Genomic DNA, 17,036 nt, shown 5'->3' on the forward strand with positions numbered 1-17,036 from the left:
TGAGTCCCGTTTTTGTTTCAACTTGCCATGAAGGTTCTGACGTTAAACTCAGTCCGCAGTAAAAAAACTAGCGACTGTTTGCAGATCATCTAAATTAGCTGTTCCTGCTGTAACTTTGAGTTTCACAAAACTAGACAAATAACTGTAACGTGCTTGCGCCAAATCTCGTTTAGCGGAGACCAATTGTTGCTGAGCTCCGAGCAGATCGAGATTGATCCGTACACCACCTTTAACACTTTGTTTAGTGGCTTCAACCAACATAGTCGCTGAACGCACTGAGTTTTGTAGAGCCTCAATTTTTGCTACACTGCTTTTCAAACCATTGTATTGCTTACGCAATTCATTCATCACCCGATTTCGCACAGATTCTAAATCAGCCAAGGCTTTTTCCTTTTGTGCGACGGCTTGTTTTGAGACAGCATTCACATAGCCACCAGAATAAATCGGAATCACCAATTGCACACCGAGTGAACGAACATTATTATCCTGCTGCAGCGTGGTAATTGTTTCAGATTTCCCGTGATTATAGTTGGCACTCAAGTCTAAACGTGGGGCATGTCCAGCACGGCTTTTTGCAATCTCTTGTTCTGAGATTTCTACGGCTAACTGTGCTGCCGCCAATTCCGAATTGTTCGCTGTGGTAATCGAACGCCATGACTCAAAATCACCGTCGATCAGATAGGAGTACTCCGCACCTTCTCGCAACTTATCTAAGCTGGTAATGTCCATCCCTATAATGGCAGTTAAGGCATTACGCGCATTAAATAAGTTATCCTCCGCTTCCAAAATGACTGCTTCAGCAACGTCCAGTTTGGCTTGCGTTTCAAGCATATCGGTTTTCGTGCCCTCGCCTTTTTCAAACAGGCGCTGATTCACCTTGCGTTGCTCCGCGTAAGAATCACGTTGCGCCTTAAATAAGGCTAGTTGATCGTCCGCGAACTTGGCTTCAACATAGGCGGTTAAAACACGTGACATCAAATCTTTACTACGCGCATCAAATTGCGCAGCACTGTATTTCGTTTGAACTACACCCTGTTTGAAACGGGCGTAGCTATCCAAATTGAACAATGTCTGACGGATCGAAACACTTTTACTGCTGCTCAAGTAGTCCAAATTCGTTTTGGTTACTATACCCAAAAAGTTAGGCGGATTTACAGACTCGCCTTTATTACGGGTAAGCGAATAGCCATACTGCGCTTGCGGCAATAATCCGGCACGACCAATTACCTCGTATTGCTTGCCCGAATCATTGTCAGCTTTCGCACTACGATGCTGAGGATCATTTTGCAATGCCGCTTGGTAAGCCTGAATTAGGCTAATCGCACTTGCCGGTTGCGCGTGTATCAATATGCATGCGCAGGCACCTGAAATGAGACTAAGACGAAAAGGTAGTTTGAACATAATTACTCTTCCTTCATAGAAGAATGGACGCGATCAAGTACAGGCTTCATTAAATAGTTCATCATCGTACGCTCACCGGTTTTAACCGTCATATCGGCAGGCATACCAGGGCGAATTTGCAAATTACCCAGCATTTTCACGCCTGCAGGTGCGACTACTACTTTGATCTTATAGAACGGCTGCCCTGTGCGTTCTTCAACAGTACGGTCAGGCGATACTTGCTTCACAATGCCCGGAATGTGTGGAGTCGTATTCGTGTTGAAAGCAGAGAAAATAATATCTACACTCAAACCAACATGTACCTTGTCGATCAAATGAACTGGCAATTGACCTTCTACAATTAACATATCATCTGCAGGAACGACTTCGAGTAATTTAAAGCCGCTACCGACGACTGCGCCTACCGTAAATACGTTTAAGCTGGTCACGATGCCATCGACTGGTGACTTAACGTCCACATTTTTCAATTCATAATCCAAAGCTTTCAGGCGATTCAGCAAAGCCTCAGCTTCTTTTTGCGTGTCGGACAATTGCGAACGCACTTCACGTTGATACTCTTGCTGACGTTGTGCCTTACGCAATTTTAACTCTGCAACTTGACGTCCCACGCGGCCTATAGTTCCGATATCTTCCGAAACTGCGCCTGTCACTTGGGCATACGTACGTTCAAGATCGAGCAAACGACTTCTGGCAACATAACCGTCCTTCGATAATTCGCGCAAACTATCTAGCTGCTCTTTCAAAAATGAAATTTGCTGCTTCTTGTTTTGCATCGACTCTTCCAAACTCTTTAACTGAATTTGAGCGCCAGCGACGTTCTCATCAAACGCAGCCATTTCACTACGTAATGCGCCTGTACGAGCACTGAAAAGCTGCTGTTGTAACTGGATACTGTCAGCCACATGTGGATCTGATTTGGCAGAGAGTAATTCCTTTGGAAACAACACCGCTGACGCGTTATCGCGCTCAGATTTAAGACGGGACTCAGTCGCTAATGCCGTATACCACTGAACGCGACTTACTTCGGCATTCGATTTCGCGGACACGCTATTCATCTTGATCAAGACTTGCCCAGCTTTGACAACGTCGCCATCACTCACCAAGATTGCATCAACCGTACCACCAGTTTGATGCTGAATGACTTTTCGATTACCAGAAACTGCCACCGTTCCACTTAATGCGACGCCCTTGTCCAGCGGTGCAAACGAAGCCCAGAGGAAGAAGCCGACTACGCCCACTATTACAATAATCCAACCGAGGCGTGCATATCCACCTGCATCCGTCGCGACATCAATCGCCGGCTCTTCGTGAGGAACCACGTCCGTCACGTCATTTTTTTTCACTAAAGCGTTATTCATAATTAATCCTGTTTAGCTTCTTCAACATCAGCATCCGCATCAGCATCAGCCGCCTCAATGCGCGCTTGCGTATCTGCTGGCGGGGTTGCTGTTTGCGACTTCTGTGCGAGTAATTGTTGTGCCTGAGCTTGTTGCGCCTGTTGGCTTGCCTGTGCCAAGGCTTGTAAAACTTGCTCACGCGGTCCAAATGCCTGGGCTGTTCCATCATTCAACAACAACAATTTTGTCGTCGCACTCAAAACGGTGGTTCTGTGCGTAATCAACACGATTGTTTTGCCGCGCTCGCGCAAATCATTAATCGCAGCGACCAAGGCTTGTTCACCGACGTCATCCAGATTCGAGTTCGGCTCATCAAGCACCAATAAAGAAGGATCGTCATACATGGCACGCGCCAAGCCTATCCTTTGTTTTTGACCGCCCGATAAACCTGCACCGCCATCACCCAAAATCGTGTCGTAGCCTTTAGCGAAGTGCAAAATCATTTCATGCACGCCAGCGCGTTTTGCCGCCAAAATGACTTTTTCAGAATCGATCGTACCGAAGCGTGCAATATTGTCTGCGACAGTTCCACCGAATAGTTCAATATCTTGCGGCAGGTAACCAATATGGCCACCCAGTTGATCTTTGCTCCATTGGTAAATGTCGGCGCTATCTAAACGCACTTTGCCGACCGCAGCAGGCCAGACCCCAACTAACAATCTAGCCAGTGTAGATTTACCAGCGCCAGAAGGGCCGATGATACCGAGCACATCGCCTGGTTGTAATGAGAATGAGAGTGCTTTAATTATCGCAATTGGGGAACCCGGTGGCGCAGCGGTCACACCTTCAACCGCCAGATGTCCTTCTGGCTTCGGCAATTCCATGCCAGGGTTGCGTGGTGGATTATTAGCCAGCAATTGATTCAGCCGTTCGTAGGCACCCTTGACCGAACTCCATTGCTTCCAAACCCCAATTAATTGATCAATCGGGCCAGTCGCTTTACCCAATAAGATCGAGCCGGCAATCATCATACCTGGCGAAACTTTGCCTTCGATCACCAAGATGGCACCCAAACCCAATACCAGGGATTGAACAGAAACACGCACAAACTTACTTAATGCCGTGACGATCCCAGATTTTTCACTCGCCTCTGCTTGCAGTTGTAAAAAACGACCGTGCAATTTGTACCAACGTGCCATCAAATTTGGCAACATACCCATCGCTTCAATCACTTCTGCATTACGCAGATTATTGGTCGCGAGATTGGTAGAAGAAATCGCCATCGCATTCGCTTCGGCTAAGGGTTGTTTGGAAACACGTTCATTCACATACGCCAGAAAAACCATGACTGCGACGGCGCACAAAGCGAAAAGACCCATGTACGTGTCGAACATAAAAATAACGAACAAGTAGAACGGAAACCAAGGCGCGTCAAAAAATGCGAAGAGACCATTACCCGTCAAAAATTGACGAATGGTGGTCAGATCTTGCAAGGACTGCCCGGCGTTGCCACCGCCGCGCTTCAAGTTTTGTTCAAATGCCGCCGTATAAATACGTTTGTTGACTTGCATATCGAGTTTGGTACCGACGCGAATCAACACGAAGCTTCGGATGAATTCCAGCGCACTCATAAATGCATAAGCGCCCAGAATCAACAAACTAAGCATCAACAAGGTCATTTCATTACGACTTTGCAACACGCGGTCATAGACCTGCAACATATACAATGAGGGGGCCAACATCAACAAATTGATGATGGCACTAAACACACCGATTGTAATAAATGTACTTTTGAACGAGGCCAAAAGAGAAATTATTTCATTTCTTGGGAGTTGTGAATTTGATTTCATAAACCATTTCAGCACATCATCGTGCCCTAGAGATCCAACGAAAAAACGGATTCAACGCGCCAGCAAATGCCTTAACGCAAAAAAACCACTCGACTTCTTAGGCATATTATCGTCTGCCTGACTCATCAAAAATGTGATGAACGTCACATTTTCGACATCGTAACATAGCATTCTTAAATTACCAACAAATTTACAAGCGACGACTTCCTAGGTTTTGGATGGTCAAATAGGCATGACCTGAGATGATTTTCGGGTGCATTGAAAAGAAAAAGAGGAAGTGCAATTCAATGCACATCCTCTTTTTGCCGACAAAATTAAGTACTATCTCAGCCTTAAATGGCTTTCACTGCTTTGAAAAAGGGCTCCTTTACATCAACCCATATCTTAATTAAACCATCGACAATTTGGGTTTGAGTTGCAGCATCAAATATTGGCGCGCCGTCTTTCAGCAGATTACGTCCAAGTTGTTTTAAGAATTCAGGCAGCGCTTTATTCCATTGATCTGAAGGCACGTCGGTGAGGGACAAATGCATCAATACCCAATCAACTTCTCCCATAGTGACCGCGGTACCAACAGTCGGCAAAGGAAGATACTTATAAGGAGCGCCTGCCAACACTGCTTCGGTTAGTTTAGCGGTAACCTGACGACTAGGCACACCGGCATTGGTAATTGGCATCAAATAATTTGAGTGGACCATTAATGTGACAGTAGATTGCACCGACAGCCGTTCTGCAGGATCAGTCGAACGTGCCATCAATTCCGTAATACTGACACCAGCAGCGCCCGCATCTTTGACGAATTTCAATAATGGAAGATAAATCTCAGGCTTGCCAGAAATGGTCAAGATGCCGCCTTTGATTTCAAACGGGGCTCCTTCTTCAGGCAGTTTCATCATTGGATTAAACACAAAACGTGTTTCGTGCATGACCTTGGACTTTTCATGCTGCCAGAATTTATTCCCACCTTTGACATACAGATCGCGACGGAAGCTCTGGTTCAGAGCGTAATCACGCAATTGCTCACGCATCGTCACACTCTCTTGTGTGAACAGCCACTCCTTCAATTCTTTGGGCAATAGAGCATCGAAACACTCTGGTAATGTTGCGGTTCCCAAATAATTCAATTTGACATTGGCCATATCGCCAATCATTTGACTAACGAACAGAGGCTCCCAGAATTCATTATTGTATTCTTGCAGCAAATAACTCGTATCTTGGGTTTTCATGTTTTGAAAACGTGCTTCCATTCCCGGCAAAGCTTTGATAATCGACGGAGCCAAAGTTCGCAAACGTTCAATATCAGAAGTGGCGGCTTCAATCGCAAGGTGGCCTGACTTGGTTTTTTGTTCCAACAGCACCAAGTGCTGGAAAGGAATCATACTGAGCCAGCCAGGAAGCGTGTTATAGCTGTTGTAGAAAACGCCACCCGGTTTTAACACCTGACCTATCAACTTAAACAAGGCGTTTCTAACGACCGGCGCGACCCAAGTGGCAATGCCGTGACAAACGGCATAATCAAATTCACCCAACGATGTAGGGTCTTCTGCCAAGCGAATAAAGTCGCCTTCTATAAAACGCACATTGCGCACACCACAGCGCTCGGCCAAACCGCGTGCATGGGCAATATGCTCAGGTAGAAAATCGATACCGACAAACTCCGAGTCTGGATGGCAAATGGCAGCGATAATTAGATTGTAACCTTGGCCACAACCTGCATCGAGGTAACGAAATCCTTGCAAATTGGTGCGGTGATCTTGCAACATGGCCGCCCAATGCAGACGCCAGGGCATGGTCTCAGGATAAAATCCGTAGGTATATCCACTGTCTGCGAAATAGCCGTGTTTCCAGTTCAAGATGTTGCTCCTTTTGATGTTGTCGAAATCATATTCACAATTTTTGATCCCGACAGTGTAGCAGAGCTGTTACTCATCCTCTACATATTCACTGACAGTTCAACAACAATTCGGCCTGTTGAAACAGGCTTACCGTTGACGCGGCACAATATCGGCGGAGATTTATCTGGGCACTTTTGGACGATTCTGAAATTTGCAGCGATGAATGGCATGGTGAAGTGCCGTGAAACTTCGGCCAGCCATTTCTTACTGAATGCGTGGATTAAAATGATCGAAGCCGATTTAAAGTAAAACCAGACATTCGGAAGACAGAACCACGAAACAAAAAGGGATGACCTGTTTCAAGTCATCCCTTCAAACACAAACACCAGTCAAGTCACAAAAAGACTAGGGATCAACTGGAGTCACATTCACAAGAAAGACGTCGGTGTATTTTAGATCAGGCGCGCCAAGCAATTTCGCGAACAATACTGATCCGCCCGGCGCGTTCCCGTTCTCATCCCAGTACAGATTGCCAGTCGACCGGTCATAAATAAGCCTATCATCTGCGTCCTGCGCCACCGCACCATAACCCGAAACAAATGCAGACAATGGCAGTGATCCCTGACCATTTTGTTGACTCAACACGCCAATATAGAATTTATCAAGGCCTGGTACGTAGTCAACGATCGTATCAAAAGAATTTTCTGCAAAGTGTCCCGGTGCTACGAATATGGAGAGGTCCATACGCAACACGAATAAATCCATATCATAGCCGCCCGCGAGTATATTATTACCCGTGCCGCCTACTAATAAATCAAAGCCATCGCCCCCAAACAAGGAATCATTTCCTTTGCCGCCCATTAAGTAGTCGGTATCAGCGCCACCGTATAATCGATCATTTCCGTCGCCACCAACAAGGTAGTCTTCGCCCGCACCACCGTAAATAGTGTCGTCCAATGCAGTGCCGATCAGTTGATCATTATCATCTGTACCGTACTGTGTTCTTGATATTTTTGGCATTACTTGACTCCTCAAGTTATCTACAACGATCGCTTTTGGTTTAAACACTAAGCCATCGCATACTGAATCTGTATCGTAGTGAATTCATATACAAGTTCAAACGTAATCATAGTGCATATTCGAACTTGTAGTGCATCTACGCCAAAACTAAGGAAGAAAATTTTTGCTTAAAACGCGACTACCCCCGCGGCTTTCGATAGATGCAAATATCCCTTTCTCAACGACTATCTGAAGTCTCAATAGAACACAAAAAATGGCCGCCATATTTCCTGTCCTCGCCTCCACAGTTGCAGACAAGCGACAAAGAGGCGTATTTAGAAAATCACATTCCCACGATCTGACAAAAGCTGCTGCAAGTCACAGCGGGCTTTCTCCAACACGCTACGCCAATCGCCTGTTGTTTCTTGCCTATAGAGTTTTACAGAGGAGTACCAAGGGCTGTCATCACGCTCCAACAGCCAGCGCCAATCTGGGCTATAGGGCAACAAGATCCAAGTCGGCCGTCCTAACGTCCCAGCCAAATGCGCAACGCTTGTGTCGACACTGATGACGAGATCCATCAATGTACAGAGTGCAGCCGTATCAGCGAAATCTTCCAATTTCTCACCAAAGTGTTTGATGCGACCGCAATCAGCCAATAACGCCCGATCAGTTTCACCTAGCTCTTTTTGCAGACTGAAATAATCAAACTGTGAAGATAAATACGGAATGAGCTGTGCAAGACTGATGCGACGCTTATCATCATTTTTATGCATGGGGTTGCCGCGCCAAACGATACCGATGCGAGGTTTACCGGATTGGCCTATTAGACTGCGCCATTTCTCGACGTGATCGCTGTCGCTGGTGATCTGTTGCGACACCTGAGGAATGGTGTGTAGTTCTGTTTTGAAAGCCAGCGGTAATGAACACAATGGACATTGGTAATCAAACGCAGGCAGCGCATCACCCCGTGCCACGATTTGACTAATACCATCCAAATGGCCTAACAAGCTGACTAGAGGGCGCTGAACTTCTAAGATCACTTTTGCCCCGCACTGAACTACGCCTTCAACATAGCGAGAGAACTGCAGGGTGTCACCCAGACCTTGTTCCGCATAAAGCAAAATGGTTTTATCTTCGAGCGATGCTTCGCCAAGCCATAATGGTTGCGAAAAATTTCTCTGCTCTTGAAATTTGAAGGCCAGCGCATCGCGCCAGCGCCATTCAAATCCCTGCCATCCATCTTTAAAATTACCTGCTAACAAATGGCATAGCGCGAGATTCCAATGCGCTTCTGCAAAATCAGGACTAATTTGAATCGCTCGTTGATAGCTCATGATGGCTTCATCCAAGCGTTGAAGTTCACGCAAGGCTAAGCCGCGATTGTAATAAGCTGACGCGTAATCAGATTTGATGCTAATCGCTCGATCGTAACTCAATAATGCGTCTTCAAATCGAAGGAGTTCTTGAAGTGCCTGGCCGCGATTGCAATAAAAATCAGCGCAATCAGTTTGCATGCGAATTGCATTTTCAAAGCTCGATAACGCCTCGGAAAAACGCTTTAATCTGAGCAGTGCGCTACCACGGTTAAAGTGAAATTGCGCAGCATCGGGATGCAAAGTCAGCGCAAGATCAAAATTCAAAAGGGCTTCATCAAGGCGATTGAGTTCCAGCAAAACTATACCGCGATTTGCATAAGCGTCAGCATAGTCTGGTTGATATCTGATCGCCTCATCATAACTCGATAGTGCCTGATCGAAACGCTGTAGTTGGTGTAATAGATTGCCGCGATTGTAGTAAGCAGGCGCGTACTCGGGCTTGAGCTTTATCGCCTGATCGTAGCTCGTGAGCGCTTCATCTGATCGATTTAGCTCGTGCAAAACATTCGCGCGATGAAAGTAAGCTGGCGCGTACGCGGAATTCGCCGCAATCGCTTGATCGTAACTCAATACAGCGTCATCCAATCGCTTGAGCTTTTGTAATGCGATGCCACGATTTGAATAACATTCAGCGTCACCGGCCCGCAGACCGATCGTCTGATCGTAACTGCAAAGTGCATCATCAAATCGATTAAGTTCTTGCAAAACATTGCCACGGTTTGCGTACACTTGCGCAAAATCGGGCTGAAGGCGAATCGCTTCATCGTAGCTACATAAGGCCTCATCTAAACGCTTAAGCGCCTTTAATACATTGCCGCGATTCGAATAGCATCCCGCGTGCTGTGGATTGATTTGCAATGCTTTCGACAAAAGCGCATCAGCACGTGTGAATTGCTGACGCTGTGCTGACAAAGTACCCAATAGATATAGCGCATCAAAATGATTCGCCTGTTGCGCTAGGACCTGCTCATAAAATTTCTGTGCCCCATCGAATTTCGCTTGTCGATGTAAGGCCAGGCCGCGTTGGATCAAAATGGCTAGAGATGTTTGCTGCACGTTGCTCTTGTCGTGAGTGACTAGTTCAGTAGTTTAAAAACTGGGCGGATAGGGCATAGCAAAATTCTCACCGGTATCCGCTCAAGAAAACGTCAATTCGTCTGGCACAGCCGCGATTGAATAGTCATATTGTGACAGCAATGAATCTACATTCAAAGCCTTCAGCATGATCAGTCTGCGCCGGCGGGCAAGCAAGCACTATTTGTCGATCTGAGTTCCGCTAATGCCGTGTGCTCAACGTCCTATTCAAAAGAGACGTCAACAAATTCACATTACACGTAAATACATAAAATATTCACTTATTTACATGTAAATTTAAGTTAACGAAAATATCTTACTCTCATTATTCACCTAGTAAAAAATCATAATATTTCCCTAAGGATAGAGATTTCAGCGGGCACATATATTGCGTATGCGCATAGAGTTCGCCCATTTTGTGGCTGCGATTGCCCCATCCCATTTTTCCCATACGAAGGAACGTCTCCATGTCTACTTTCACACCAGCATCTATCGACGATAGTCGCATCCAATTCAATAGTGCCAACAACATGGCGTCTACAACAAGAAAAGAAATCGCTTTTATTGCGAATAACATCCAAGACTACGCGCGCTTAATCGCCTCGCTAAAATCGAATGTCGAAGTACATATCTTGGATTCCACGCAAAATGCCTTGCAACAGATTGCGACTATCTTGGCAAACCGAAGCGATGTTGATGCAATCCACCTAATTACGCACGGCACAAACGGCGTCATTGACGTTGGGAATGCACAACTCACTATGAGTAATTTGTCTGAGTTTGATACGGCACTCAGTGCGATCAAGAGCAGCTTGTCGAGTAACGCAGATGTACTCATTTACGCTTGCGATGTCGCAGCAAATGCCACGGGTGTTGCATTGATCGAAGCATTGTCTTTAAAACTCGGCGCTGACGTAAACGCCTCGAATGACTTAACAGGTGGCCAAGTCTTGGGCGGCAATTGGATTTTAGAAAAATCAACAGGACCCATTGAAACTGTCTCCCCATTTGAGCAAGCCAAACTCCAAACCTACCAATATGCGTTGGCAGCACCAACGATAGGCGGCACAGTTGCAGGCCAAACCGTCCATGACGTCGGAACACTCAAACCATTTGAAAATGTGACGATTAACGATGCAGACGGTGGTGCCAGTGAAACGGTGACGATTACTTTGGATAACGCAGCGAAAGGCACGTTTACAGCCGCCTCATTAACCGCCTCTGGTTTCTCTACATCGAATGGCGGATTGAGCTACACCCACGCAGCCGCCAGCCCTGCAACCGTGCAAGCGGCGATTCGTCAACTGGTGTTTGATCCTTCAGATAACCGCGTTGCTACTGGCAGCACAGAGACGACTACGTTCACGATCAGCGTCAATGATGGTAACTCTGGCGTGGTGAATAATAGTACGACGACTGTGATCTCTACTTCCGTTGATTATATACAAAAGACATTTGCGCCCCAAATCTATGGCATTTATGCGCGCCCTGGTGGCACTAGTTTCACCTGGACATTTACCGGTATCTTCGACACCGGTTTTTTCGACGTTCCCGTACAAAGTAAGATTCTGACACGTGGCTTGTTTCAGTACAGCACCAATGGTGGTACAAGCTGGATCGATTACATTGACACGTCGAAAGACAATAACGGCAATGGTCCAATTAACTTCGTTCCAACTGCAGGAACAACTTGGCGTTTTGTCGATAAGAATTTAACGACAACGCCAGCGTATGACGTAATTAGTTACACCTATCGTGCAACTGAAGGTGGCGGCACTTCCACCACAGGTTTGACTATTGTGGCGGATACAGCCCCGACTGATATCAACACGAACAATATTTACATTCTGGCCAACTCCACCAACGGTACTGCATTTGCCAAGTTAAACCCTACTGATGTGGGTGACACCAATAACGGCCTCTGGCAAATTGATACCCAGTCAAATGCGAATTTATTTACACTTACTTCCGACAACAACGGTAGCAATGGCCTGAACTCAGCAACAGTTGGCATCGGCGCAGGCACCTTACCAGCAATAGGACAGACAGCGACACTCACTGCGCATTTTTACGATCTTTTTGAATACAATGCCAACAATACGCCAATCGCAGGTGAAGGCATTGCAAAACAATTTACGTTTCACGTCGTCGATGATCAATCCAAAGAGTTTGATTTTTCGAACGATATCAATACCAGTACCACGGCAACTAATGCCCAGCTGCGCCCAACAATTACGACACTGAGCAACGGCAATTTTGTCGCCGTCTGGCAATCTGACGGTCAAGGCGAAGCTGCTGGTAAAAACGGGATCTACGCACAAATTTATACAGAAGCGGGCGTCGCAGTCGGCTCGGAGTTTGCGATTACGGTCGCTGCGAATGGCACCAATGATATTGCGCCGGTCGTCACTGCACTCGGTTCTGGCCGCTTTGCAGTTGCCTACACCACGGATGGCACTTCCACAGATATTGCCGTCCGCTTTGTCGCAGCAAACGGCACCATCGAAGGCGAAATCATTGCCAATACAACTTTAGCAGATGCGCAAATTTCACCAACAATCACGACGCTATCTGACGGCAACGTCTTAGTGAGCTGGGTCACGACGGAGTCGGTACAAGAAATTCATGCACAAAAATTTAATCCAACCACCAGAGCAAAAATCGGCGGCGAAATCACTATTGTTGCAGATGATCCTGATACGCCTCTGGGCTTAGCCAATCCCACGATCGCGGCACTCGCCAATGGTGAATACGTAACCACTTGGGGCGATGGCAACGGTAACATTCACGCAGTGCGTAGTGCAGCGCCATCCACAATCATTTCCGTGACAACCGATGCCAGCGCCTTTTCTATCGATGAAGGTTACCCTTTGCCGCGCGTCACAACCTTGACCGATGGTAGTTTTGTCATTGCCTGGGATAGTGCAGCAAATACTCCTATTAGCTATTTGCGTTCAGATATTTTCTTTCAACGCTTCTCCAGTGCCGGTGCCAAATTAGGCGGCATTACCCAAGCGAACGTTGACCCCACTGCTAATTCCAAAAAATATGAAGCCTCGATTGCGGCGTCTTCGGATGGTGGCTTCATCATCACTTGGCAGTCTGATTTAGGTGACTACGATCAAAATGGTATTTTCGCCCGACGATTTGATTCCTCCGGCGTCGCCACTGATGCGGCGGAATTTGAAGTCAATCAATATCGCAAAGGTGACCAAAATTCACCGGCGGTCACCGCGCTTTCTTCTGGCAAATTTGCGGTAGTGTGGGTTGACAATGACTCTGACGGTACAGGCAATGCGGGTATTGAAGGCCGGGTATTACTGTCGACCGCAACCAATCCTGCGGTCGTGACAGCGGTCAGTGCGACAACCGCGGATGGCGCCTATAAAGTAGGCGGCATCATCGACATCACTGTCGTGTTTGATAAAGCGGTTGACGTCACAGGCGTACCAAAATTGTTATTAGAAACGGGTGCAACGGATCGTTCAGTGAGTTACGCAAGTGGCACAGGTACAAACACTTTACACTTCACCTACACCGTGCAAGCCGGTGACACTTCCGCCGATCTCAACTACGAAAGTGTTTCAGCCTTAAGTGTGTCTGGTGCCAGCATCAAAAATGCGAATGATGTTACTGACGTTGATCTCAGCTTACCAGCGACCAATGCGGGCGCATCACTAGCAGGTGGAAAAAGCATCGTGATTGACACGACGGCACCAACTAACACCATCGCAACTGCACAACTCAGCGCCGACAACGGTAGCTTATCCGACGATTTCGTTACTAATAAAGGAGGTCAGACGATCTCTGGTGCCCTCAGTGTGAATTTGGCGTCGGGCGAAAAGGTCGAAGTGTCCATCGATAATGGTTATACATGGAATCCAGCCACCGCGTCAGTGGGCAGCAAAGCATGGTCATTAGGCACAACTTTGATCGGCGCAAATACCATCAAAGTAAAAGTCAGCGACACTGCAGGAAATGACGGCGCCGCTTATTCACACAGTTTTACGATAGATACAACTGCGCCGAGCAATGCCGTCGGAAGCATGGCGCTGTCCGCCGATCATGGAACTTCCTCCACCGACTTCATTACCGACACCGCAAGTCAGACCATTTCTGGTTCTTTAACGGCCGCTCTCGCCGCAGATGAAGGGGTTGAAGTCTCAGTCAACAATGGCAGTACATGGCTACCAGCGACAAGCACAACAGGCAGCAAAAACTGGTCGATAGATAGCACCATCGCCGGCAATGACAATATCAAAGTACGTGTCTTTGATACTGCGGGTAATACTGGCACAGTAGCGACGCAAGCCTATGTGTTGGATACCACCGCCCCCACCAAAACCATCACCTCGGCACAATTTTCTGTCGACAACGGCGTCTCCAATTCAGACTTCGTTACCAACACCGCGAGCCAAACGATTTCGGGGTCACTCAGCGCCAACATCGCCAGTGGCGAACGCGTTGAAGTTTCGATCGACAATGGCGCAACATGGTCAAATGCCACGACCACGGTAGGCCTAAGTACCTGGAGTATCGACAAAGTACTCAGCAGCAGCAGTACACTCAAAGTCAGAGTGTCTGACACCGCAGGCAATAGCGGCACGACCTTGTCGCAGGTGTATGTACTGAACACCGTTGTGCCGACAACAACGATCGCGACGGCTGGCCTGTCCGCAGACACCGGCACCTTGTCCAACGACTTCATTACCAAAACAGCCGCACAAACAATCTCAGGAACGCTCAGCGCCATTTTGGGCGAAGACGAATTTGTTGAGGTGTCGATCGACAATGGCGCAACGTGGAGTAATGCCACGGCCGAAGTAGGTTCAAAAGCCTGGACGATAGGCAAGACTTTAAGTGGCAACGATACGATCAAAGTCGTCGTCAGCAATACAGCTGGCAACAGCGGTACTGCTTTGTCTAAAGCGTTCAAAATCGACACCACCGCACCAACTCTGTCGCTCAGTAGTAATCTTGAAACCATGAATGGCGGTCAAACCGCCAATCTGACTTTTAATTTCAGTGAAGATCCGGGTTCTAGCTTCACCCTCAGTGATATCAGCGTAAATGGAGGAAGCGTCGGTCCTATCGCAGGTACCGGATTGCAACGCACGGCGACCTTCACACCAAATAAGAGCGGCATCGCAACCATACAAGTAGCAAACGGTAAATACACGGATATCGCCGGCAATGACGGTAGCGGAGATGACGTATCCATCGAAGTAGTCAATCGCGCCCCAAGCACCAGCAATCACCTCAGTACTACCAACGAAGATGTGAGCTACACCTTCTCTGCTGCGGACTTTAGTTTCTCTGACTTAGACAGTGGTAGTTCCTTGCAATCGGTTTTGGTCACCACATTACCTGGTGCAGGCACGCTACGCTTAAACGGCAGTCCAGTCACGCAGAACCAAACCATCAGCGTACAAGATATTACGGGTGGACACGTAAGCTTCACGCCTGCCGCCAATGCGTTCGGCAATGGGTATGCTAACTTTGGATTTAAAGTCAGCGATGGCGACTCACTGTCAAATGCAGCGACCTGGACGATTAATGTTACCCCAGTCAACGATGCGCCGACAGGTTCTGTGACTATCACTGGCAATTTGAATGTAGGACAAGTGCTGACTGCGAACAGCACCATTAGCGATCAAGATGGCATGGGGCCAATCACTTACACCTGGCGATCTGGTGGATCATTAATCAGGGGCGTGACCGAAGCCACCTTGACCTTACGCAGTATTGACCTTGGCAAAACAATTACGGTCAACGCTTCCTATACCGATCAACAAATGAACATTGAAAACGTTGCGTCTGCTGCGACCGGCGTCGTCACCGACAATAACCACGTGCCAACTGGTACGGTGAATTTCACTGGCATCAACAGACAAGGCGAAACCCTCACCGCAACGAATACCTTGGCAGACGTTGATGGCATGGGCGCGGTTGGTTATCAATGGCGTGCGAATGGCGTCAACATCGAAGGAGCGAACGATCCGACGCTCACCTTAGGCCAAGCTCAGGTGGGCAAGTACATTTCCGTCACCGCCATTTATCTTGATCTGCTAGGTAACACCGAGCGCGTCAACTCAGGTTCAAGCCCTGCGGTAATCAATGTGAATGATGCGCCGACTGGCACTGTCACCCTAAATGGCATCGCAAAAGTTGGACAAACATTGAGCGTGAATAGCACTGTCAATGACCTCGATGGGATGGGAACAGTTTATTATCGTTGGATGGCAGATGGCGTCAATATCAAAGGTGCCAGCTCACCAAGTTACACACTCAAAACAGGTGATTTGGGCAAACAGATTACGGTCAAAGTGTACTATACCGATCTGGGTAATACCGAAGAAAGCGTGACCTCTGCGCCTACGGCAGCGGTGGCAGCGGCAAACCTCTTCGCTTTTGCTGGCCCGAGTTCCAATGGTGGCACCATACCAACCAACGCCATCGCAGCCTCATTCGGCGCGAACGATACCCATGATGCCTACTTCTATGGCAAGCATTTTGGTGCCTTAGAGTCGCCTGTGTACACACCAGATGCCAACAATCACGTGGCGGATGACATGGCGCAGTTGATGCAAACTGAGCTCATCGGTACTCACCATATCGCTGAAGTTTATTTCTGATAGCGTTACCAATTTGGATCGGAACGCGCACCTGAAGTTGCGCTAAATTGGATACAAGAATCGGCTAAGCAGCCTACCCTGCTTAGCCGTTTTTTTTGCGGGGATCAAATGCCTTCAGCACTAACGAAGGGTATAAAACAGCGCACGCTGTTCAACGGGCGGAAATGGCGCTCAATCAGTGATCGTCAACAATGATCCCTCTTACGAAGGGTGAGGTGGAGAATGCAAGCAGGGTGCTGATTGCGCATGACCGCTCATTGCCTGACTAGAATCACCCCTGCGAAAATAGTGAAAAGCCAAGCGCGTAAAAATCTCCTCAGACGAACATGCTCTCGGGAAGGAGAGCTGTGAGATCCGCAGTATGTCATGCGTTTCCACATGTTCACGGCTAACATTGATGTTCCATCTAACCAGGAGGAAAACTTACAATCTATTTCTGAGCTGCCACACAACAAAAAAAGACCGCCGAACATGTGTTGGGCGGTCTTTCTATCGAACTTAACTAGTTCCTGTCTTTCATTCACGT

General features: G+C 47.5%; 8 protein-coding genes. 2 read left to right on the plus strand and 6 right to left on the minus strand.

Annotated features, from left to right (window positions below; genetic code table 11):
• Positions 1 to 48: 48 nt before the first annotated feature.
• The 4 genes from ACO0KW_RS10000 to ACO0KW_RS10015 all read right to left on the minus strand — a co-directional run bounded on the left by ACO0KW_RS10000 (position 49) and on the right by ACO0KW_RS10015 (position 6,441).
• Positions 49 to 1,401 (minus strand): TolC family outer membrane protein, encoded by a 1,353-nt coding sequence (locus ACO0KW_RS10000; RefSeq protein ID WP_423052930.1) that lies wholly within the window; start codon positions 1,399 to 1,401, stop codon positions 49 to 51.
• Positions 1,402 to 1,403: 2 nt separating this feature from the next.
• Complete coding sequence (locus tag ACO0KW_RS10005) at positions 1,404 to 2,759, minus strand: HlyD family type I secretion periplasmic adaptor subunit (RefSeq protein ID WP_423052931.1); 1,356 nt, start codon at positions 2,757 to 2,759, stop codon at positions 1,404 to 1,406.
• Positions 2,760 to 2,761: 2 nt separating this feature from the next.
• On the minus strand, positions 2,762 to 4,588 hold the full coding sequence (locus ACO0KW_RS10010; RefSeq protein ID WP_423052932.1) for a type I secretion system permease/ATPase: 1,827 nt from the start codon (positions 4,586 to 4,588) through the stop codon (positions 2,762 to 2,764).
• A 332-nt stretch (positions 4,589 to 4,920) separates the two neighbouring features.
• Positions 4,921 to 6,441, minus strand: coding sequence for a class I SAM-dependent methyltransferase (locus ACO0KW_RS10015; protein ID WP_423052933.1), 1,521 nt, complete (start codon positions 6,439 to 6,441; stop codon positions 4,921 to 4,923).
• Between ACO0KW_RS10015 and ACO0KW_RS10020 the strand changes: the two genes are divergently transcribed.
• Positions 6,427 to 6,732 (plus strand): hypothetical protein, encoded by a 306-nt coding sequence (locus ACO0KW_RS10020; protein WP_423052934.1) that lies wholly within the window; start codon positions 6,427 to 6,429, stop codon positions 6,730 to 6,732. The two genes, ACO0KW_RS10015 and ACO0KW_RS10020, sit on opposite strands and share 15 nt — an antisense overlap.
• Positions 6,733 to 6,828: 96 nt before the next feature.
• Here the strand turns inward: ACO0KW_RS10020 and ACO0KW_RS10025 are convergent, their stop codons facing one another.
• Both ACO0KW_RS10025 and ACO0KW_RS10030 read right to left on the minus strand, forming a co-directional pair.
• Complete coding sequence (locus tag ACO0KW_RS10025; RefSeq protein ID WP_423052935.1) at positions 6,829 to 7,443, minus strand: calcium-binding protein; 615 nt, start codon at positions 7,441 to 7,443, stop codon at positions 6,829 to 6,831.
• A gap of 314 nt (positions 7,444 to 7,757) precedes the next feature.
• Positions 7,758 to 9,857 carry a tetratricopeptide repeat protein gene (locus ACO0KW_RS10030; protein ID WP_423052936.1) on the minus strand — a complete coding sequence of 700 codons (2,100 nt, stop codon included), beginning with the start codon at positions 9,855 to 9,857 and terminating at the stop codon, positions 7,758 to 7,760.
• Positions 9,858 to 10,342: 485 nt separating this feature from the next.
• Between ACO0KW_RS10030 and ACO0KW_RS10035 the strand changes: the two genes are divergently transcribed.
• Positions 10,343 to 16,510, plus strand: coding sequence for a DUF4347 domain-containing protein (locus ACO0KW_RS10035; protein WP_423052937.1), 6,168 nt, complete (start codon positions 10,343 to 10,345; stop codon positions 16,508 to 16,510).
• The last annotated feature ends 526 nt before the right edge of the window (positions 16,511 to 17,036 follow it).

The organism is Undibacterium sp. Ji22W, assembly GCF_049340305.1.
In the GTDB taxonomy this organism is placed as follows: domain Bacteria; phylum Pseudomonadota; class Gammaproteobacteria; order Burkholderiales; family Burkholderiaceae_D; genus Undibacterium.

What these genes read in the sequence shown, in the direction of transcription:
- ACO0KW_RS10000 (WP_423052930.1), bottom strand. Translation starts at nt 1,401, where the DNA reads ATGTTCAAACTACCTTTTCGTCTTAGTCTCATTTCAGGTGCCTGCGCA.
- ACO0KW_RS10005 (WP_423052931.1), bottom strand. Translation starts at nt 2,759, where the DNA reads ATGAATAACGCTTTAGTGAAAAAAAATGACGTGACGGACGTGGTTCCT.
- ACO0KW_RS10010 (WP_423052932.1), bottom strand. Translation starts at nt 4,588, where the DNA reads ATGAAATCAAATTCACAACTCCCAAGAAATGAAATAATTTCTCTTTTG.
- ACO0KW_RS10025 (WP_423052935.1), bottom strand. Translation starts at nt 7,443, where the DNA reads ATGCCAAAAATATCAAGAACACAGTACGGTACAGATGATAATGATCAA.
- ACO0KW_RS10035 (WP_423052937.1), top strand. Translation starts at nt 10,343, where the DNA reads ATGTCTACTTTCACACCAGCATCTATCGACGATAGTCGCATCCAATTC.